We start from the raw sequence: 18,217 nt of genomic DNA on the forward strand, positions 1-18,217 counted from the left end.
CCCCTGGCCCAGTGTTGCTGTCTACCTAGGGGGCTAAGTAGAGTTAAACAATGCCTGGGGCGCGCTCCAACCTGCGAATGACGTTGCCGACACAGCTCGTGCTGCGGACGCTGCTGGAGGAACCGTCCCGCGAGATGTACGGCCTGGAGATCTGTGCCGTGGCCGGGCTGCCCAGCGGCACGATCCACCCGATCCTCGCGCGCCTCGAACAGGCCGGATGGGTCCGCAGCCACTGGGAGAACGTCGACCCGAGAGCCGAAGGCCGGCCGCGCCGCCGCTACTACCGGCTGGACCCGAACAACATCGCCGCCGTCCAGGCCGCCCTCGCCCGCGCCGACGCCGCCGTGGCCCGGCTGCGGCTGCGCCCCGGACTCGCCGGGAGGGGCCAGTGATCGGCGTCCGCCTCCGGTACACGATGTCCGGCCTGGGCCTACGTTTCCTGGGCCTGATCCGCTACAGCGCCTTCCCCCACGGCGACCGGCACACCGACGCGTTCCGATCGATCAGCCGCCTGAGCTCCTTCGTCGACCTGGACGACCCGAAAGCCCGCCGACGGGCCAAAACCCTGGCCGTCGTCCTGGCACACTCCTATATTCGGGCCCACCAGCTGACCAGCGCGATGGCCCGCCACATGGGCACCGGCCGCTACCGCCTACGCCACCTGGTGGAAGCCGACCTGGTCATCGACCGCCTCGTCGGACTGTCAGATGTGGACGACGCCTGGGAACTGACGTTCCGGATAGCCAGAATGCGCGACCTGGCCGACGGAATCCCCGACGCCGCCGTCCTCACCCGAACCCTCGCCGACGCCCACGACCTCGCCCGCGACCTCGCCCTCTCCGGCGCCGACTTCACCATGCGCGTGCTGGTCGTCAGGCTGAGCCCCCTGTCGCGGATGCTGTTATCCGCCTCGGTCTCCCTGCTGCCCGCCGAACACCGAGACCGCTTCGGCGCCGAGTTCCGGGCAGAGCTGTACTACCTACGGCCGTCACGAAAACGCCAGGTCATGTACGCGGCACGGCAGTTGCGGCACGCCCTGCGCCTGCGCCGCTCCCTCAGAGCCCCCAACGGCCAAGCCGAACACGAACGCCGCAGCGACCCGTAAGGTGCGGGTCCCCTGGGGCTGCGTCGGCGGTCTGTCCCTACCGGCCAGCGGCACCAGCAGCCAGTACACCGCCGCGCGGCTCGCGCCGATGGCCGTCGCCAGTTCGCCGCGTCCACAACCCAGCTGACCAGGCGGGCTTCGGTCTCCTCCAGCCGCAACCGGTTGCGTTCGCGTTCGATCAGCCCTGCTGACCCTGTTGACCAGCCCAAACGACTGTCATCGACCGTCATTCGCCGTCCCCGGCCGATCCGTGCCTGATTCGTCCTTGCCCCTCAGGTCTCGGGGATCCCCCCGATTTCCAGTCTAGTCGACTCGAACGGCGGGTTAGGCCAGTCGGCCGTGTCCTGTGGACAACTTCGGTCACGAGCGGATCCCGTCAGCGCTCGGGTCAACTCCCACGCATCGCGCTCGCTGTGCGGAGGTCACTATGCGCAACGCCGCCCCGGGCGCCAGGACCCTCAAGGTCATCCGCACAGAGCGTATGCCCGACCGCCATGAGCGGCATCCACCGGTCACGGCGCTGGCAGCCACTCCAATGACAAGCCCGACCGCCCACTGAACGACGACCGATGTCCCAGTGCAATTCAACATCCGAAGAGAAGATGTGAAAGTGAAGCTGAAACGGGGATTGAGGCCGTATCATCGCAGTTCAGGAAGTGTCGTCCCCGCGCGAGCGGGGCTGGTCCCGAATGTCCGCTGACAGCGACATCCCACCAGGCGTCGTCCCCGCGCGAGCGGGGCTGGTCCCGACTGCGTGGTGTGCCACAGCCTGTGGATGACGTCGTCCCCGCGCGAGCGGGGCTGGTCCCCGCCATGTACCTCGGAACCCCCCTCCATCCCGGTCGTCCCCGCGCGAGCGGGGCTGGTCCGACCGAGACGCTCAAGCAGATGGCGCTGGCGATGTCGTCTCCGCGCGAGCGGGGCTGGTCCGGACAGCACCACTCGGCCGGTCGTCGAGGCCGCGTTGTCCCCGCGCGAGCGGGGCTGGTTCCTGCGGGGTGCCGTTGACGAGGGCCCGGAGGTGGTAGTCCCCGGCGGGGGGGCTGGTGCGGCCAGCTCTGGAAACAGGCAATCAGCCGATCCTGCCCACAGGTCTCCCGGCCGCCACGCAGGAGTGACCATCGGCCGGAGCGTCAGGGACATGAGGCCGAATGCCGTCAGATCAGGATCCGGGCATGTGCCACAGCCTGAGCATCCGGCGACCGATCCCGCCCAGCCACGGTCAGCGCCGGGCGGCGTCCAGGTGGTTTCGGGCGGCGGCCTCCAGGTGGGCGATGTCCGAGGCGATCGACGCGAACGTGAAGCCTTCGGCCAGTCGGCGGGCGGCTGTTTCGCCGTTCGGGGTGTGGATGCCGGCGGCGATGCCGGCGTTGGCGGCGGCCTCGCGGACGGTGGTCACGGCCTGTTCGAACTTGTCGCTGATGGCTGGGTCCAGGGGGAACGCGCCGCCGACGGCCAGGCTCAGGTCCGACGGTCCCACATAGACACCGTCGAGGCCCGGTGTCGCGCAGATGGCGTCCACTTCGGACAGGGCGCCGGGGGTCTCGATCATCGCGATCACGACGTTCACGGTGTTCTGGTCGGCGGGTTTCGAGCCATGGCGCAGTGCCGCGCGGGTCGGTGCGTAGGAACGGCGGCCCAGCGGTGGGTAGCGCACTGAGGCGACCGCGTCGGCAGCGTCGGCGGCTGTCTCAATCAGTGGGATGATTACGCCGCACGCGCCGGCGTCCAGCGCGCGGCCGATCGGCGTGATGTCGTTGGCCTCCACCCGAACCAGGCCGACCGTGTCGCCGCCGGCCGCGTCGACCGCCATCAGCGACGAGAGCAGGCCGGAGTAGCCGAGCATGCCGTGCTGGCCGTCGAGGCAAACGTAGTCGTAGCCGAGGCGGGCGATCCGCTCGGTCGCGGGCGGCGCGTCCAGCGCCGACCAGTAGCCGATCACCGGTTCGCGGGCACGGAGTTTGGCGGCGAACTGGGCAGCGGTCATGATGGGCTCCTCCCGGTGCGGCTCTGGCAGTGCCATCCTCTCGTGCTGTCGAGTGACACGCCGGGCGCGGTCGGGGCGACCCCACGGTGGGAGGTGCGGATTGAGACGCGATGGATACGTTCGATCGGTCAAGGACCCGGTGACCGTCGGCGTGCACCGGACGGCGGGTGGTCCCGCCCCCTACGTTCGCCGCGACCGGCACAGCGACCTCGCCGGCCTGCTGCGGCCGGGACGGTTCGTGCTGGTCGTCGGGGATGCGGCCGCTGGCAAGACTCGGCTCGCGTGGGAGGCGGTGTCGGCCGCGCTCGGACGCTACCGGCTGTTCGCGCCGGCGCCGCCGCAGGTCGAGGAGACCGTCGCCAGGGTGGGCGAGGCGCGGCGGTCCGTGCTGTGGCTCGACGACCTCGAACGTTATCTGGACGTGTTGTCGCCGACCCTGATCGACGAGGTGCTCTCCGGTGGCCAGCGGGTGATCGTCGCGACCATGCGGTTGCAGGAGTTCGACCTGCTCAGCACCGAGTCCGACCGCACCCTGGCCGAGAGCCGTGGCCGCGTCATCGCCTCGGCCGAACACATCCGGATCGAGCGACAGTTCTCCGCCGCCGAACTGGCCCGGGCCGACCGCCGCCACCCCGCCCTGGCCGCCGCGCTCGCCGACACCGACGCCGTCGCCGAGCACCTCGCCGGGGCGCCCGCACTGCTGTCCCGCTGGCGCGACCCCGACCACCCCAGGGGAACGGCGCTGGTCACCGCCGCCGTCGACTGTCGCCGCGCCGGCCATCTCGCCCCGCTTCCCGTGGCGCTGCTGGAAGAAGTACACGAGCACTATCTGTCCGAACGCGACACAGCAGAGTCCCTGGTGGACGCATGGGCATGGGTCACCACCCGAGACCCGTCTGCCCTCCTGGAACGCACCGGCGACACGGTGACGGTCTTCGACTATCTCGTCGACCACGCCCAACGCACCCACCCGTTCGACCACGTGCCCGACGAGGTCCTGCGTGTCGCGGCCCGGCACGCCTCGGCGGCCCAGGCCCGCTCCATGGGCTACGCCGCCGCGAAGGCCGGCCGTTACGAACTGGCCCTCGGCCTCCACGCCAGAACCCTCGACGGCACCGCCGACGTGCGCGAGAACCTCAACCGCCGCAACAGCTACGCCGTGACCCTCGCCCACTTGGGCCGCCTCGAAGAAGCCCTCGAAGAACACCGAGCCGTCCTCACCGCCCGCCGCCACATCCTCGGCGACGACCACCCCGACACCCTCGTCACCCGCACGAACGTCGGCAACGTCCTCAACTCGCTGGGCCGCTACGAGGCCGCGCTGACCGAACACCGAGGCGTCCTGTCCGTGCGCGCGCGACTGTTCGGCCGAGAACACCCCGACACCCTGACCAGCCGCGACAACGTCGCGCGGGTCCTCAACAACCTGGGCCGCCAGGACGAGGCCCTGGCGGCCAGCCGCGAGGAGCTGGCCGCGTGCGTGCGCGTGCTGGGCCCCGAACACCCGGACACGTTGATCAGCCGCCACAACCTCGCCGCGGTGCTGATGGGCATGGGCCGCTTCCGCGAGGCCGCCACGGAGTTACGGGAGGTCGTCCACCGCCGGCGCCAGTGCCTCGGCCCCACCCACCCCGAGACCCTCGCCGGCCGGAGCGACCTGATCACCGTCCTGCTGGAGAACACCCGCTACTCGTGACCCAGCCGCACCGCCGAGAGGGTGTGCGGTCGTGATTGCGCGGCCCCCTTTCGGGACCAGCCCCACTCGCGCGGGGAACGACAAGATCGCGTTCCAGAGCAGCCTGGGCGAGGCGGGACCAGCCCCGCTCGCGCGGGGACGACAGCCGGATCCCGCGGAGTGCCGCGAGGGCCGGGGGACCAGCCCCGCTCGCGCGGGGACGACCTCCAGGGTCTGGCGTTCGACCACGACCACATCGGACCAGCCCCGCTCGCGCGGGGACGACCGGCACAAGCGGATGACGGACACGTTCTGGGAGGGACCAGCCCCGCTCGCGCGGGGACGACCCGTTGCTATGCCACCAATGTAGGCCACCGTTGGGACCAGCCCCGCTCGCGCGGGGACGACCACGCGGACGCGCCGGATGAGGAGCACTGGAACGGATCAGCCCCGCTCGCGCGGGGACGACACTTGTTGAGCTGCGATGATACGGCCTCAATTGCCGTTCTGGCTTCACTTTGTCAACTTTTCCTCGGGTGTTGAATTGCTTCGGAATCGGCTGGGGTGGCGGGTTCACAGTGGCGCGTGGCTGGTCGTGCCTCGGTGGGTCGTTGGATCAGTTGTTCGTACGGTAGGCCGTTTCCGTACTTGGCCAGTACTCTGCAGATGACCTTGATCCGGCCCGGTCGCATGGGGTCGATGCCGTTGGTGACGTTGCGCATCGTGCCTTCGGCGATGGTGTCCTCGGTGAGGGTGTTACATTCCCTGGTGAGGCGGGCCACGGTCCAGTTGTTGTCCTCCAGCCACGCGCGGATGAGATCACGGTTCAGTTTCGGCATAGGTCTGCTGGGTCGATGAGGGTGCATTCCTGTAGTTGGCGCACCAGGTTGATCGCTCGTACCCAGCGGGCGCGCGGATCGTCGTAGGTCACGGTGATGTCGTCGGTCGGGTGGGGCTCCGAGGATGGGCCTCGGCTGTGGAGGGCGCCTCGGACGCCGGCGATGGGGGCGCGTCGTACTCGCACCGCGACCGCTCCCCGGCGCAGGGCCGGGCACAGACGGGTCGACAACCTCACGCACGGGACGCAGATCGGTGGCTCGATGGCGCCGACGTTCTCCGGCCAGCCGGGCCAGTCGTCGCGGAAGTCGCGGAGTAGCCACAGGGTGCCGTCGGCGGTGTGGTCGGCTGGGTTGGCGCAGACGTTGCAGAGCAGTCGGCGCATCGCTCGGCGTTGGCGCAGCGGGTGGACCCTGGCGAACAGCGGCTCGCCGTGGGCGGGGCGGTTCGGCGTACGGAACCACAGCACGCCCTGGTCGTCGCGGTCGGTCAGGGTTTCGTTGAGGTAACCGATGCCGCGGCCGGGTCGTTCGATGAGCGTGAACTCCGGTTCACGCTCCCCGCTCCATTGCGTGATGTACGGGGTGTGCGGGGTCAGGGCCTTGTGGTTCTTGCGGGATTTCGGTGTTGTCCCGATGTCGCCGTGAATCATGGTCACAGCCAAACGAGGTGTGGCGTCGCGGGACCAGTGCGGTCACGCAGCGTTGATGTCGCGGAAATGTCGCAGCGATCATGGACAGCGGGGCCGTCCGCTACCACTGGCACTATCGTTGATGGTGAGTGGAAGGGGCAAGCCCGTGGTGCTCAAACGGCGCCTTCTGGTGCAGCGACGTAAGGCGCTCGGCCACAGCCAGGAGGATCTGGCCCGGCTGGTCGGCGTGGACCGATCCACGATCATCCGGTGGGAGCGGGTGGAAACCGATCCGCAACCCTGGCTGCGGCGCAAGTTGGCCGCCGCGTTGCGGGTCTCGGCCGACGAGCTGACCGGATTGCTGGAAGCCGTCAGCGAGGTTCCGGGTCGGGCTGACGGCTATGTCCTCCGTTCGTCGGTTTCTGTGGATTTCTCCGGGGCGGCGGCGGTGCCACAGGCTGAAGGGTTCTCCGCGCATGATCTGGTCAGTCGTCGTTCTGTTCTGGAGCAGTTGTCGGTGCTGAGCAGCGTGGCGTTGGTTCGACCGATTCGGGAATGGGTCGCGTCGGTGCCGATGGAGCGGAACGAGATCATTGGCTCGGATTCTCTTGAATCGCTTCGGGGTGCGGTGAAGGTGTTTCGACGGTGGGACGCGGCTGGGGTCGGAGGATTGAAGAGAAAAGCTGTGGTTGGGCAGCTCAATGCGGTGGCGGAGAGCGTGCGCGACGCCGGCGACGCCGCGACCAGAACCTCGCTACTGCCGATCATGGCCGAGTTGGCGCAGTTGGCCGGCTGGATGGCCTTCGACCACGGGCTGGCCGGCGCCGCGCAGCGCTACTACCTGCTGGCCCTGCACGCCTGCCGGGAGGCGGGGCCGTCGGAGCTGGCGTTGGGGGTCAAGGTCATCGGTGACATGACGCAGCTGTCGACGAAACTCGGCAACTACGACGACAGCCTGAACCTCGTGCGGACTGGGCTGGGGGCGTTGCCGAGATCGGCGAATCGTCGGGTTCGGTCCGAGATGCTCGGGTTGGAGGCGCGGGCGTATGCGCAGCTCGACGAAGCTCCGGCAGCCGCACGGTCGGCGCAGGCGTCGGTCGAGGTGTGGCAGGAAGCCGCTGGTGACGAGCCGGCGCCGGACTGGCTGTACTACCTGAATCAGGCGGAGGTCGACTGTCTCGCGGCCAACACCTACACCCAGCTCGCCCTGAGGACCAGCGACCACACCCGGCGGCGCGCGTACGCCGCACGGGCCGAACATCACACCCTGCAGGCCCGTCGGAGCAGGGAGAACGGGTTTGATCGGAGTCGTGTGCTGGATGAGATCCGGCTCGCCAGGGTGCGGTTGAGTCAGGACGAGCCGGCGGAGGCGGTGCGGGTGGCGAACGAGGCTCTCGCATTGGCCGAGGGTGTGCGGTCCTCCGTGGTTGATCACTGGTTCGCGCGGTTTCGTGGTGAACTGGTCGCGCGGCACGGTGACGACACCGCCACCGCCGGCTTCGGAGATCGGCTGCGCGAAAGGGTGACCTGATTGACGACGGACATTGAGTGTGTGGTCGTGGACGGCGCGCGGGCGGCGGGGCACGTCGACGAGATGGCCGCGCTGTACACCGAGGTCTACGCCGAGCCGCCGTACGAGTGGGGCGCCGAGCACACGGACCTGTTCACCGAGCGGTTCGACGTTCAGCGGCGGCAGGACGGGTTCACGCTCGTCGAAGCGCGGGCCGGTGGCCGGCTGATCGGGATGAGTTTCGGGGTCACACTGCTGCCGGACACGCCGTGGTGGGACAACGTCATCACGCCCGTGGCGTCGTCGGTGACCGACGAACGTCCTAATCGGACGTTCGCCCTGGTGGAGTTGGTGGTTCGGGCGCCATGGCGCCGGCGCCACGTCGCCAGGACCATGCACGACCGCGTGCTGGGACGGCGTTCGGAGGAACGGGCCACGCTGACAGTGGCGCCGGCGGCGCAGGCCGCACAGGCGGCGTACCGGGCGTGGGGTTGGCGGCAGGTGGCACAGACGCGGAATCCGCTGCCGGGGGCGCCGGTGTTCGACGTACTGGTCAAGCAGTTGGACTGAAGGCGGACTCTTTCTTCCTCGGGTGAGGGCGACCCGGGGTGGATGAGAGTTCTGGGACTGTGGGATCGGCTGGTCGGCGGATCTGGGGACGGGCTGACGTCGCACTTGTGGGTTTACCCCCGCTTGCGCGGGGACGACGCTTCTTGAGCTGGGACGATACAGCGCCGGGCCGTGTTCTGGCATCACTTTGGCGATTTTGCATCGTCTGTTGGATTGATGTCGGCTGGGCCTGGGTGGCATGTCTGGAAGTGGATGGGTCCGGGGTGGGGCACTTGGAGTCGGGTGCATGGGGAAGCCCCCGCCGGGGTGGAGCCGGCGGGGGCGTTCCTGGGTTATGTGGCTTCGCCGGTTAGGGCGAAGGAGCGTAGGCGCAGGGTGGCGCCTACGGTGCCCACCGCGACGAAGACTGCGGCGATGATCATGGCTGTCACTACCGGGACGGTGTCGTTGAGCATGGGGGACTTGGCGATGGTGTTGGCGAAGGTCGTGGCGTGTTGTTGGACGCTGAAGACCTTTGCGCCGTCGACGAAGCCGACCAGGAGGTTTTCCCACAGCATGATGTAGACCAAACCTACCGCTACCGGGCGTTTGGTGATCAGGCTCAACGCCAGGAACAGGGCTGTGTAGGCCAGGGAACCCAGCAGCGCACCCGCTACCAGGCCTGCGGCCAGAGCGGGGGAGCCGGCTATCAGGGCGGAGATCGCCAGGGGGACGCCGACCGCGACCGTCGTCACCAGCCAGGCCACGCACAGTTTGGACAGGACGATTTCGCTGCGGGGCAACGGTTTCGTCAACAGGTGAGTGATGGTGCCGTCGTCGATCTCCAGACCCAGGACGCTGCTGCCCACGATCAGCGCGGTCAACGGCAGGACCACGGCCAGGCCGAGACCGCCGAAGACTAGCGGGCCCCAGCCGTCCGAACCCGAGCCGCTGGTGACGCCGATGAGGGTCAGTCCGATCAGGACCAGGGGCATGGGGAGCAGGAGCAGGATTCGACGCCTGCCCAGAAGCGCCCGTGTGGTCAGGGCCATGACTGTCGTGTTCATGTTGCCACCAGGTAGGAGAAGACCTTCTCAAGGGACTCGTCGGCGGGGAGGATGCTCGTCAGGCGGATGTCGGACGTTCGGGCCAGTTTCGCCAGGGCTCGGGTGAAGGTGCCGTAGTCGCTGGCGTGCACCTGGAGTGAACCGTCCGTCATGGACACTCCGGAGACCGACTCTTGTCCGATGAGGACAGTCGCCAGGCGGCGGTCGTCGGATGACGAGATGGTGAAGACGTGGGGGCGGTTGGTCATCAGGCGGCGAATATGGCGGTAGTCGCCCGAGGCCGCCAGGCGGCCGGAGACGATCACCTGGACCGTTCCGGACAGCTGCTCCACCTCCTCCAGGATGTGGGAGCTGAACAAAATCGTCCGGCCCTCGTCGGCCATCCGGTGCAGCAGGTCCATCATGTGCATCCGCTGGCGCGGGTCCATGCCGTTGAACGGCTCGTCCAGCAGCAGGACCTTCGGGTCGTGCACCAGAGCCGCCGCCACCCGGGTGCGTTGGCGCATTCCCTTGGAATACGTGGAGATCTCCCGGTCCTGGGCCGCTTCCATCTCGACGATGCCCAGCGCCCTCCGGGTCGCCGCCTCCGGGTCGGGGAGCTTGTGGAGCTTGGCCGAGGCCAGAACGAACTCCCGCGCGGTCAGGAAACCCGGCACGCTTTCCCGCTCGGTCACCAGACCCAGCTGACGGTACATCTCCGGGTTGCGCCACGCCGACTGGTCGCCGACGGTGACCTTGCCCTGGGACGGCGCCAACAAACCCGCCATCAGGTGCAGCACCGTGGTCTTGCCGGCGCCGTTGGGCCCCAGCAAACCGGTCAGACCCGGCCCGACCGTCAACGTCACGTCGTTGACCGCCACCACGTTCCCGTACCAGCGCGACACCTCGGTCAGCTCAACAGAAGTCATGACTTGACCTTTCGGTAGCGCCACAGGGTGCAGCTGGTGCCGACGGCGATGATCACCAGCGCGCCCAGGCCGTAGACCGGGCCGTAGGGGCCGACGTCGAAGATGCCGCCGTCGAACAACCAGCGGTCGACGCCGTTGAGCAGGCTGACCGGGTCGATCAGGCCCGCCAGCTGACGGCCGGCGCCCTCACCGAGCGCCTGCAGGACCCCGCTGATCGGCGCGGTCAACAACGTCACGCCGATGATCATGCCGGTGGCGAACACCCGACGGCCGGTCAGCGACGCGAACGGCAACGCCAGCGACGCCAGCACCGCCGCGTGGATCGCCGCGGCCAGCAGACCCTGCAACAGGCCACCGAACTCGGAGAACACGCCGGCGATGCCGTTGTCCGTGCTGAACGCCATGCCGACGAACAGGATCAGCATCGGCCCGCCGAGCATCACGAACGTCGCCGTCGCCAGGGCCGCGAGCTTGGTCAGCGCGTAGTCCGTGCGGGTCATCGGGCGCGACAGGTACAGCGACAACAAGTTCGTGCGCAGGTCGACCGACACCAGCTCCGGCGCCACGACCGCCACGAACACCGTCGCCGCGTAGGTGAACGTCGAGGCCATGCCGACGTAGTCGATCACCTCGACCGGCAGCTGGGTGTTCACCACCACCAGGATCAGCGCGGCGACCGACGCCGCCGCCAACAGCCCGATCGGCAGTACCTTCGCCCAGGCGCTGCGACCCAACCCGTACGCGCCGCGCACACTCTGGGTGAACAGCGAACGCGCCGAGTAGCCGCGGCCCAGGCGCACGCCCTCGTAGCGCTGGTAGCCGATGTCGTGGATGACACCGGTCGCGCCGTTACCGTTCTCAGGCATGGGACGCCTCCGAGGTGGGCAGGTCCCGGAACAGGTCGGCCACCTGGTGGCGGTGGCGCTCCAGCCGGTGCAGGGACAGGTCGAGATCGGCGATCGCGTCGCGGATCAGGTCATAGGTGGCGTCCGGGTCCTCACCCATCCGCACCAGCAACGCGCGCTTGTTCTCCCGCACCTCCAGCCCGGCGCGACCCAACAACTCGGCCAGGCCGGCCGGGTCCTCGTCGGTCTCGACCATCAGCAGATCGCTGTGCTGGGTCATCGCCGAGAGCGTCGCCGACCGCAGCAGCCGGCCGGCGTCGATCGCCACCAGCGACGTGCAGATCCGTTCGATCTCGCCGAGCAGGTGCGAACAGACCACCACCGAGATGCCGAACTCGGTGCCGATGCGGTGCACCAGGTCGAGCATGGCGCGCCGGCCCTCCGGGTCCAGGCCGTTGGTCGGCTCGTCCAGCAGCAGCAGCTCCGGGTCGTGGACCAGCGCCTGGGCCAGCTTCACCCGCTGCTTCATGCCCGTCGAGTAGCCGCCGATGCGCCGGTACCGCTCCTCGTAGAGGCCAACGTGGCGCAGCGTCTCCGAGGCGCGTTCCCGCGCCGTCGCCGCCGGCAGCCCACTGACCCTCGCCAGATGCGTGACGAACTCCGCCGCGATCTGATCCGGCGGCAGGCAGTCGTGCTCGGGCATGTAGCCGACGCGGGCGCGGACCGCCTGCGCGTCGGCGATCGGATCCAGCCCCAGAACGCGGATCCGCCCGTTGGTCGGCGCGAGCAGGCCGAGCGCGAGCTTGATCAACGTGCTCTTGCCGGCCCCGTTCACCCCGACGAGGCCGACGATCCCGGGCTCGATCGCCACGGTCAGGTCGGCCAACGCGGTGACCTGGTTGTCGTATCGCTTCTCCAGCGACTCCGTTTCGATGAGAACCACAACGCAGACACTATGGGGGGACAGATGCCCGACACATCCGGCCCGATCCCTGAACTCCTCCCTGAGGGGGAGTCAGGGTCGTGGCAGGGTTGAGGGATGCGGATCAGCCTCAACGTGACCGATTACTCCTGGTCGGGGCCAACAGGCCAGCGGCTCACCGACGTCGCCCACGCCGCCGACGAGGCCGGGATCGACACCGTCTGGGTGTCCGACCACCTCCTCCAGGCCGACCCGACCTCGACTGTCGACGCGGACATGCTTGAGGGGTACACGACCCTCGGCTTCCTCGCCGCCGCCACCACCCGCGTCCGGCTCGGCACCATGGTGACGGCCGCCACCTACCGGGCACCCGCGCTGCTGGTCAAGGCGGTGACGACGCTGGACGTGCTCTCCGGCGGGCGGGCCTGGCTGGGAATCGGGGCGGGCTACCACGAGGTCGAGGCCGCCGCCTACGGACTGGACCTGCCGCCGAAGCGGGAACGGTTCTCCCGGTTGGAGGAGACGCTGCGGGTGGCGTTGCGGATGTGGGAAGGGGACGAATCGGCTTTCGTCGGGTCGCACTACTCACTGGAGCGGCCGATGAACCACCCCAATTCGGTGCGGCGGCCGCATCCGCCGGTGTTGGTCGGGGGGATGGGGGAGCGGCGGACGCTGCGGTTGGTCGCCCAGTACGCCGACGCGTGCAACCTGCCGGACATTCCGGACGGCGGGGTGACGGTTCGGCGGAAGCTGGACGTGTTGGCGGAGCACTGTGAGGCTGTCGGGCGGGAGTTCGGGGCGATCGAGAAGACGTTGAGCACCCGGTGGGTCGCGGGGGAGTCCGCGGAGTCCTTTGTGGACAGGTGCGGGGTCTACGCCGGCTGGGGGATCGGGCATGTCGTGTTGATCACCAGCGGGCCGTGGGAGGCCGACGGTGTCGCCGTGCTGGGGGAGGCTGTTCGGGCACTGGGCACGCCACGGACTTGAGCTGGAGCACGCTCCAGCACCTACCCTCCTCAGCGTGCACCTTGGAATCCACATCGTCGAGTTCACCTTCTCCGGTGGCGCCCCCGCCATGGCCCCTGAGCTGGCCCGGATAGGCGCCGCGGCCGAGGGAGCTGGCGTGAGTCACCTGTCGGTCATGGACCACTACTTCCAGATGGAGCAGATCCGGCCACCCACCGACCCCATGCTGGAGGGCTACACGACCCTCGGCTTCCTCGCCGCCCACACCTCGACCGTCAGGCTCGGGGTGCTGGTCACCGGCGTGACCTACCGCCACCCCGCCCTGCTCGCGAAGATCGTGTCCACACTGGACGTGTTGTCGGAGGGGCGCGGCGAGCTGGGGATCGGTGCCGCCTGGTACGAGCGGGAGCACCGTGGGCTGGGGGTGCCGTTCCCGCCCGTCGCCGAGCGGTTCGAGAGGTTGGAGGAGGCGCTGCTGGTCTGTCGGCAGATGTGGGACCCGAACAACGAGGGTCCGTTCGACGGCAAGCACTACCAGCTCGCCGAGACGATCTGCCGGCCGCGGCCGATCAGCGCGCCGCCGATCCTCATCGGTGGGGGCGGGGAACGCAAGACCCTGCGGCTGGTGGCCCAGTACGCCGACGCGTGCAACCTGTTCGCCGCGAGCCCGGCCGAACTGGCGCACAAGCTGGACGTGCTGCGGCGGCACTGTGACGACGTGGGGCGCGACGAGTCGACCATTCACAAGACGGTCACCGTCAGCCGGCGGCCCACCGACGTCGACGAGTTCACCCGGCAGATGGCCGAGTACGCCGAACTGGGGTTCGGCACCGTCATCCTCGTGCCGCCGGGGGACGCACCGGCCGCCTGGATCGAGGAGACCGGCGGTCGGATCGCCGCGCGGCTCGCCGAACTGCCGTGAGCGTCAGCTCAGGCGCGGTCCACCGGGATGTGGGCGCCGCTGATCGGTGAGCTGTCGCCGCCGCACAGGAACAGGATCGTGCGGGCGATGTCCGCCGGATCGACCCAGTCCTTCCGGTCCGAGTCGGGCATCGCCGCGCGGTTCGCGGCGGTGTCGATCACGCCCGGCAGTACCGCGTTCGCCCGGATGCCCGCGTCGGCGTACTCCACGTTCAGGCTGTCCACCAGGGCCAGCACAGCGGCCTTGGCCGTCACGTACCCGGCCGCGCCGGAGAACGGGCGTTTCGCCGCCCGGCTGGACATGCACACGATCGACCCACCGCCGGCCTTCATCAGGAACGGCAGGGTCGCGTGGCAGGTCAGGTACGTCGCGCGCAGGTTGAGCAGCAGCTGGTTCTCGAACTCGTCGATCGGGGTCTCGTGCACCCGCCCGCCGGCGGCGAAGCCACCGACCAGGTTGATCACCGCGCGCAGCGGGGCGTCGGCGGTCGACGCGGCCACCGACGCCGCCTCCAGCGCCGACTTCTCGTCGAACAGGTCCGCCCGCACGAGCTTGAGCCGGGGATGCTTGGGCATCCGCGCCAACTCACGCTCCACCACCCACGGCACCACCACCCGCCACCCGGCGTCCAGGAACGCCGAGGTCACCGCCGTGCCCAAACCGCCGGTTCCGCCGGTCACCAGCGCCGACCTCGCCATCAGACCTCCAGGAGCTTGTCGCGCAACCGTTGCACATCCTGCTGGCCGAAGCCGTGTTCGGCCAGCCAGCCGAGGACACCGCCGTGTTCGCCGTCCAGCACGTCGAGGAACGCGGTCATCGTCGTCGCCCTCGGGCGGTGTTCGTCGGCGGGGCGGCGGTCGACGTCGGCGCTGTAGGTCGGGGTCGAGCGCAGCCGGCCCAGGACCAGGTCGATGCGGTCGCCGGTCGCCACGTAGTCGGCGACCACCACCTCGCGGTGCACCCCCGCCACGCTCAGTGCCAGCGCCGACAGCACGCCGGTCCGGTCCTTGCCGGCCGCGCAGTGCACCAGCGCCGCACCCGGAGCGCCGGCGATCGAGCGCAGCGCCTCGACCACGTTCTCCGGGCGGTCCCGCAGGTAGCCCAGGTAGTAGACCAGCAGCGGGTCGGTCGGGTACCGCTCCAGCGCGTCGCGGCGGCGCACGGCCAGCGCGTCGGCGGCGGCGTCGGTCAGGCCGGAGCTCTCCGGCATGACCGACAGGTGCAGGTGCCGCACGGCGCTGACCCGGGTCAGCGGACCGGGGCCCTCGGCGGTGCGCTCCTCGGGGCTGCGTAGGTCGATCACCGTCGTGACGCCGATCTCATCGACAAGTCGAGTGATGTCGGCGGAGGACAGATCCTGCAGGTTGTCCGACCGGACCAGCCGGCGGAACTGCGTCTCCACCTGGCGATCCGTCGGGAGGCCGCCGAGGTCTCGGACGTTCACGGCGTTGTCCAGCTCGATCCATGCCACGGACTCATCTCACCAGATCGGGTGGTCGCCCGGACGGGTGGGCGGAGGCGTTGCTGTGACCACGATCGTGTGACAGCGTGATCCGGTGATGGTCGTGAGGTCTGCTAAGGACCAGGGCGTGGGGCGGCGGGTCCTGCTGATCGCCGGGTTCCTGCTGATCGCCGCCAACCTGCGCACCGCGCTGACCTCCGTCGGGCCCGTGCTGGAGACGCTGCGCCGCGACCTCGGGCTCACCGCCGGCGAGGCCGGGTTCATCGGCACCCTGCCGCTGCTGACCTTCGCCGCCGTCTCGCCGCAGATCCCCCGGCTGGCCCGCCGCTTCGGCGTCGACCAGCTGCTCTGGGCGGCGATGATCGTGCTCGCCACCGGCATCCTGGCGCGCTCGCTGCCGGTGCCCTGGCTGCTCTGGGTGGGCACCGTGCTGCTCGGCGCGGCCATCGCCACCGGCAACGTGCTGCTGCCCAGCATGATCAAACGGGACTTCCCGGACCACATCGGCGCGGTCACCGGGGTCTACAGCGCGGTGATGGGGATCGCCGCGGCCGTGGCGGCCGGGTTCGCGGTGCCGCTGGCCGGGGTGCTGCCCGGCGGCTGGCGCACGTCGCTGGGCCTGTGGGCCGGGTTCGCGCTGGTCGCGCTGGCCGTGTGGAGCCCGCAGCTGCGTCGCCACGTCCGGCCGGAGCCCACGGCGACCAGGCCAGGGGCGCTGTGGCGTTCGGCGCTGGCCTGGGAGGTCTCGGCGTTCCAGGCGTTGTCGGCCTGCTGCTTCTACACGATGCTCGCCTGGTTCCCGTCGATCGCGCAGAGCACCGGGGCCAGCGAGGAGTACGCCGGGTGGCTGCTGTTCGCCTACCAGCTCGTCGGCGTGGTGATGAGCATCGTCCTGCCGCCGCTGCTGACCCGGCTGCCCGACCAGCGTGGCATCGCCGTCGGCGGTGGCATCCTCGCCTTCGCCGGCTACCTGGGGCTGATGGTGGCGCCCGGCCCGGTGCTGTTGTGGGCGCTGGTCACCGGGATCGGCGCGGGCACGATGTTCTTCCTGGCGTTGACGTTCTTCAGCCTGCGCGCGGCCGACCCGACGTCCTCGGCGTCACTGTCGGGGATGGGCCAGTCGATCGGCTACCTGTTCGCCGCGGTCGGGCCGGTGGCGATCGGCGCGCTGCACGACGTCACCGGCGGCTGGCGGGCGCCGTTGGCGGTGCTGGTCGTGCTCGCCGCCGTGCACACTGTCGTCGGGTTGCGCGCCGGCCGGGACGCGCACGTCCAGGTCTGAGGGGTGTGGCGATGCGGGTACTGGTGATCGGCGGCTGCGGGACGGTGGGCTCGATCGTGCTGCCGCACCTGGCCGGGGACCACGAGATCCGGGTGCTGGACCTGACGCCGCCGCGCGTGCCGGTGCCGGGCGTGGAGTACCACACCGGCGACCTGCACGACGTGGACCTGGTGGCCGCGCTGGCGGACGGGGTCGACTCGCTGGTGTTCATGGCGATGGGCCCGGCGCGGGACTGGGGGAGTCCGGCGACCGCGCGCGCCCACCTCGACGTCGCCGTGCCCGGCCTGTTCTCGGCGCTGACCGGCGCGCACCGGGCCGGCGTGACGCACCTGGTCTACACCAGCAGCATGTCGGTCCACCCGTTCCCGCTCGGCGGCCCGGATCCGGCGTCGGGCCAGGAGATCGTCGACGAGGGCCGGCTGGGGCGTTATCCCGACGAGTCGACCCCGCCGGAGGCCACGGACTTCTACGGGCTGGCCAAGCGGCTGGGCGAGGAGGTGTGCCGCACGGCGACGGCGGCGGTCGGGATGGACGCGGTGTGCCTGCGGCTGTGCTACCCGGTGCCCGACGACCAGTGGCCGCGCGCGGGCGACACCATGCGCCGGGCCATGTCGACCTCCGCGCGCGACGTCGCCCGGGCCATCGACGCCGGTCTGCGCCGGCGGGGTCACGGCTTCGACTGCTACGCGATCAGCGGCGACGGCGACGAGCGGACGATGAGCCTGGCCAAGGCCAGGCGGGAGTTGGGCTGGGCGCCGCTGGACAACACGGCGGCCGTCCAGTGAGCCTGACTCCCGGCCTGGTGTCGGTGACTTTCCGGCAGTTGACCGTTCCGGAGATCGTGGCCATGGTCGGGCGGGCCGGGCTCGCGGCGGTGGAGTGGGGCGGCGACGTGCACGTCCCGGACGTCGCGGCGGCCAGGGACACGGCGGCGCGCTGCGCGGACGCGGGGATCGAGGTCGCGGCGTTCGGGTCCTACTACCGGGCGGGGGCCGGGGAGCCGTTCGAGGGTGTGCTGGCGACCGCGCTCGCGTTGGGCGCGCCCCGGATCCGGGTGTGGGCCGGGCGGCTCGGGTCGGCCGGCGAGCCGGACCGGGCCGGGGTGGTCGCCGATCTCGCGCGGGTCGCGGAGATGGCGGCGGCGGAAGGGGTGACGGTGTGCCTGGAGTACCACGCGAACACCCTGACCGACACTCTTGAGTCCACTGTGGACCTTCTGGTCGAGGTCCCGGCGGTGCGGCCGTACTGGCAGCCGCCGATCGGGGTGTCGGCGGCGGACGCGCTGGCGGCGGTGGTCGCGCTGCGACCGGTGACCGCGCATGTGTTCACCTGGACCGACACCGGTCGGCGGTTGCCGCTGGCCGCCGGCGAGGCGCTCTGGCGGCCCGTCCTGTCGGCGATGGGCAGCGGGTACGCGTTGCTGGAGTTCGTTCCCGACGACGATCCGGCGGCCTTCGCGCGGGACGCGGCGACCCTGCTCGACTGGCTCGACGTTGGGCTGAGAGGGTCTTGACGGTTAATCTCCAACATGGTCAAGTAGTTCGGCATT

20 protein-coding genes and 1 CRISPR repeat array are annotated in these 18,217 nt (G+C 70.0%); of the genes, 11 read left to right on the forward strand and 9 right to left on the reverse strand.

The features are described 5' to 3' along the window. Positions 1-50: 50 nt before the first annotated feature. From BLA60_RS33235 to BLA60_RS46335, 3 genes are read left to right on the forward strand one after another with little or no spacing between them, the layout of a single operon-like run. Positions 51-392, forward strand: a complete 342-nt coding sequence (locus tag BLA60_RS33235; protein ID WP_245812309.1) for a PadR family transcriptional regulator — start codon at positions 51-53, stop codon at positions 390-392. Next, on the forward strand, positions 389-1,105 hold the full coding sequence (locus tag BLA60_RS33240; protein ID WP_075137005.1) for a hypothetical protein: 717 nt from the start codon (positions 389-391) through the stop codon (positions 1,103-1,105). The genes BLA60_RS33235 and BLA60_RS33240 overlap by 4 nt, the downstream gene beginning before the upstream one ends. A gap of 1 nt (position 1,106) precedes the next feature. After that, a complete protein-coding gene (locus BLA60_RS46335) occupies positions 1,107-1,232 on the forward strand; it encodes a hypothetical protein (RefSeq protein WP_281257499.1) in 126 nt (41 codons plus the stop codon). A gap of 531 nt (positions 1,233-1,763) precedes the next feature. Continuing rightward, positions 1,764-2,096: direct repeats of the CRISPR family, unit length 28 nt; unit sequence GTCGTCCCCGCGCGAGCGGGGCTGGTCC. 231 nt (positions 2,097-2,327) lie between these two features. On the opposite strand, the gene BLA60_RS33245 is transcribed toward BLA60_RS46335, so the two are convergent. Further along, a complete protein-coding gene (locus tag BLA60_RS33245) occupies positions 2,328-3,092 on the reverse strand; it encodes an HpcH/HpaI aldolase family protein (protein ID WP_075137006.1) in 765 nt (254 codons plus the stop codon). Between the two features lie 100 nt (positions 3,093-3,192). On the opposite strand from BLA60_RS33245, the gene BLA60_RS33250 reads away from it, so the two are divergent. After that, the gene (locus tag BLA60_RS33250; RefSeq protein ID WP_162293044.1) at positions 3,193-4,788 is read left to right on the forward strand and encodes a tetratricopeptide repeat protein; all 1,596 of its coding nucleotides are present in this window, start codon (positions 3,193-3,195) and stop codon (positions 4,786-4,788) included. 500 nt (positions 4,789-5,288) lie between these two features. Here BLA60_RS33250 and BLA60_RS43855 read toward each other — a convergent pair whose 3' ends face one another. After that, positions 5,289-5,606 carry a hypothetical protein gene (locus BLA60_RS43855; RefSeq protein WP_154814786.1) on the reverse strand — a complete coding sequence of 106 codons (318 nt, stop codon included), beginning with the start codon at positions 5,604-5,606 and terminating at the stop codon, positions 5,289-5,291. After that, entirely contained in the window at positions 5,594-6,256 is a 663-nt protein-coding gene (locus tag BLA60_RS33255) for a hypothetical protein (RefSeq protein WP_211288925.1), read from the reverse strand. Before BLA60_RS33255 ends, BLA60_RS43855 begins: the two co-directional genes overlap by 13 nt. Before the next feature lie 145 nt (positions 6,257-6,401). Between BLA60_RS33255 and BLA60_RS33260 the strand changes: the two genes are divergently transcribed. Together BLA60_RS33260 and BLA60_RS33265 are read left to right on the forward strand one after the other, a co-directional pair. Further along, positions 6,402-7,766 carry a helix-turn-helix domain-containing protein gene (locus BLA60_RS33260; protein WP_211288926.1) on the forward strand — a complete coding sequence of 455 codons (1,365 nt, stop codon included), beginning with the start codon at positions 6,402-6,404 and terminating at the stop codon, positions 7,764-7,766. Further along, positions 7,767-8,315: a GNAT family N-acetyltransferase gene (locus BLA60_RS33265; RefSeq protein WP_211288927.1), complete on the forward strand. Its 549-nt coding sequence runs from the start codon at positions 7,767-7,769 to the stop codon at positions 8,313-8,315. A 332-nt stretch (positions 8,316-8,647) separates the two neighbouring features. Here BLA60_RS33265 and BLA60_RS33270 read toward each other — a convergent pair whose 3' ends face one another. From BLA60_RS33270 to BLA60_RS33285, 4 genes are read right to left on the reverse strand one after another with little or no spacing between them, the layout of a single operon-like run. Further along, the gene (locus BLA60_RS33270; RefSeq protein ID WP_075137009.1) at positions 8,648-9,361 is read right to left on the reverse strand and encodes an ABC transporter permease; all 714 of its coding nucleotides are present in this window, start codon (positions 9,359-9,361) and stop codon (positions 8,648-8,650) included. Then, positions 9,358-10,269: an ABC transporter ATP-binding protein gene (locus tag BLA60_RS33275; RefSeq protein ID WP_075137010.1), complete on the reverse strand. Its 912-nt coding sequence runs from the start codon at positions 10,267-10,269 to the stop codon at positions 9,358-9,360. Before BLA60_RS33275 ends, BLA60_RS33270 begins: the two co-directional genes overlap by 4 nt. Next, positions 10,266-11,135, reverse strand: a complete 870-nt coding sequence (locus BLA60_RS33280) for a hypothetical protein (RefSeq protein ID WP_075137011.1) — start codon at positions 11,133-11,135, stop codon at positions 10,266-10,268. The genes BLA60_RS33275 and BLA60_RS33280 overlap by 4 nt, the downstream gene beginning before the upstream one ends. Next, on the reverse strand, positions 11,128-12,057 hold the full coding sequence (locus BLA60_RS33285) for an ABC transporter ATP-binding protein (protein ID WP_075137012.1): 930 nt from the start codon (positions 12,055-12,057) through the stop codon (positions 11,128-11,130). Before BLA60_RS33285 ends, BLA60_RS33280 begins: the two co-directional genes overlap by 8 nt. A gap of 96 nt (positions 12,058-12,153) precedes the next feature. On the opposite strand from BLA60_RS33285, the gene BLA60_RS33290 reads away from it, so the two are divergent. Together BLA60_RS33290 and BLA60_RS33295 are read left to right on the forward strand one after the other, a co-directional pair. Next, positions 12,154-13,023, forward strand: a complete 870-nt coding sequence (locus BLA60_RS33290; protein ID WP_075137013.1) for an LLM class F420-dependent oxidoreductase — start codon at positions 12,154-12,156, stop codon at positions 13,021-13,023. Between the two features lie 34 nt (positions 13,024-13,057). Then, complete coding sequence (locus tag BLA60_RS33295) at positions 13,058-13,924, forward strand: LLM class F420-dependent oxidoreductase (RefSeq protein WP_075137014.1); 867 nt, start codon at positions 13,058-13,060, stop codon at positions 13,922-13,924. Positions 13,925-13,932: 8 nt separating this feature from the next. On the opposite strand, the gene BLA60_RS33300 is transcribed toward BLA60_RS33295, so the two are convergent. After that, entirely contained in the window at positions 13,933-14,622 is a 690-nt protein-coding gene (locus BLA60_RS33300) for an SDR family oxidoreductase (RefSeq protein ID WP_075137015.1), read from the reverse strand. Then, positions 14,622-15,395, reverse strand: coding sequence for a tyrosine-protein phosphatase (locus tag BLA60_RS33305; RefSeq protein WP_075137016.1), 774 nt, complete (start codon positions 15,393-15,395; stop codon positions 14,622-14,624). The genes BLA60_RS33300 and BLA60_RS33305 overlap by 1 nt, the downstream gene beginning before the upstream one ends. Positions 15,396-15,513: 118 nt before the next feature. On the opposite strand from BLA60_RS33305, the gene BLA60_RS33310 reads away from it, so the two are divergent. The 3 genes from BLA60_RS33310 to BLA60_RS33320 are packed head-to-tail and all read left to right on the forward strand — an operon-like array spanning position 15,514 to position 18,181. Continuing rightward, a complete protein-coding gene (locus BLA60_RS33310) occupies positions 15,514-16,668 on the forward strand; it encodes a CynX/NimT family MFS transporter (RefSeq protein ID WP_211288928.1) in 1,155 nt (384 codons plus the stop codon). 11 nt (positions 16,669-16,679) lie between these two features. Then, complete coding sequence (locus tag BLA60_RS33315; protein ID WP_075137051.1) at positions 16,680-17,453, forward strand: NAD-dependent epimerase/dehydratase family protein; 774 nt, start codon at positions 16,680-16,682, stop codon at positions 17,451-17,453. A 38-nt stretch (positions 17,454-17,491) separates the two neighbouring features. Continuing rightward, positions 17,492-18,181: a sugar phosphate isomerase/epimerase family protein gene (locus tag BLA60_RS33320; protein WP_245812311.1), complete on the forward strand. Its 690-nt coding sequence runs from the start codon at positions 17,492-17,494 to the stop codon at positions 18,179-18,181. Positions 18,182-18,217: the final 36 nt, after the last annotated feature.

Source organism: Actinophytocola xinjiangensis (assembly GCF_001921215.1).
Taxonomy (GTDB): Bacteria; Actinomycetota; Actinomycetes; order Mycobacteriales; family Pseudonocardiaceae; genus Actinophytocola; species Actinophytocola xinjiangensis.

Excerpts from the sequence above, each read along its gene's own strand:
- BLA60_RS33315 (WP_075137051.1), top strand. The coding sequence starts at position 16,680 with ATGCGGGTACTGGTGATCGGCGGCTGCGGGACGGTGGGCTCGATCGTG.
- BLA60_RS43855 (WP_154814786.1), bottom strand. The coding sequence starts at position 5,606 with ATGCCGAAACTGAACCGTGATCTCATCCGCGCGTGGCTGGAGGACAAC.
- BLA60_RS33280 (WP_075137011.1), bottom strand. The coding sequence starts at position 11,135 with ATGCCTGAGAACGGTAACGGCGCGACCGGTGTCATCCACGACATCGGC.
- BLA60_RS33300 (WP_075137015.1), bottom strand. The coding sequence starts at position 14,622 with ATGGCGAGGTCGGCGCTGGTGACCGGCGGAACCGGCGGTTTGGGCACG.
- BLA60_RS33270 (WP_075137009.1), bottom strand. The coding sequence starts at position 9,361 with ATGAACACGACAGTCATGGCCCTGACCACACGGGCGCTTCTGGGCAGG.
- BLA60_RS33290 (WP_075137013.1), top strand. The coding sequence starts at position 12,154 with ATGCGGATCAGCCTCAACGTGACCGATTACTCCTGGTCGGGGCCAACA.
- BLA60_RS33235 (WP_245812309.1), top strand. The coding sequence starts at position 51 with ATGCCTGGGGCGCGCTCCAACCTGCGAATGACGTTGCCGACACAGCTC.
- BLA60_RS33255 (WP_211288925.1), bottom strand. The coding sequence starts at position 6,256 with ATGATTCACGGCGACATCGGGACAACACCGAAATCCCGCAAGAACCAC.
- BLA60_RS33245 (WP_075137006.1), bottom strand. The coding sequence starts at position 3,092 with ATGACCGCTGCCCAGTTCGCCGCCAAACTCCGTGCCCGCGAACCGGTG.
- BLA60_RS33275 (WP_075137010.1), bottom strand. The coding sequence starts at position 10,269 with ATGACTTCTGTTGAGCTGACCGAGGTGTCGCGCTGGTACGGGAACGTG.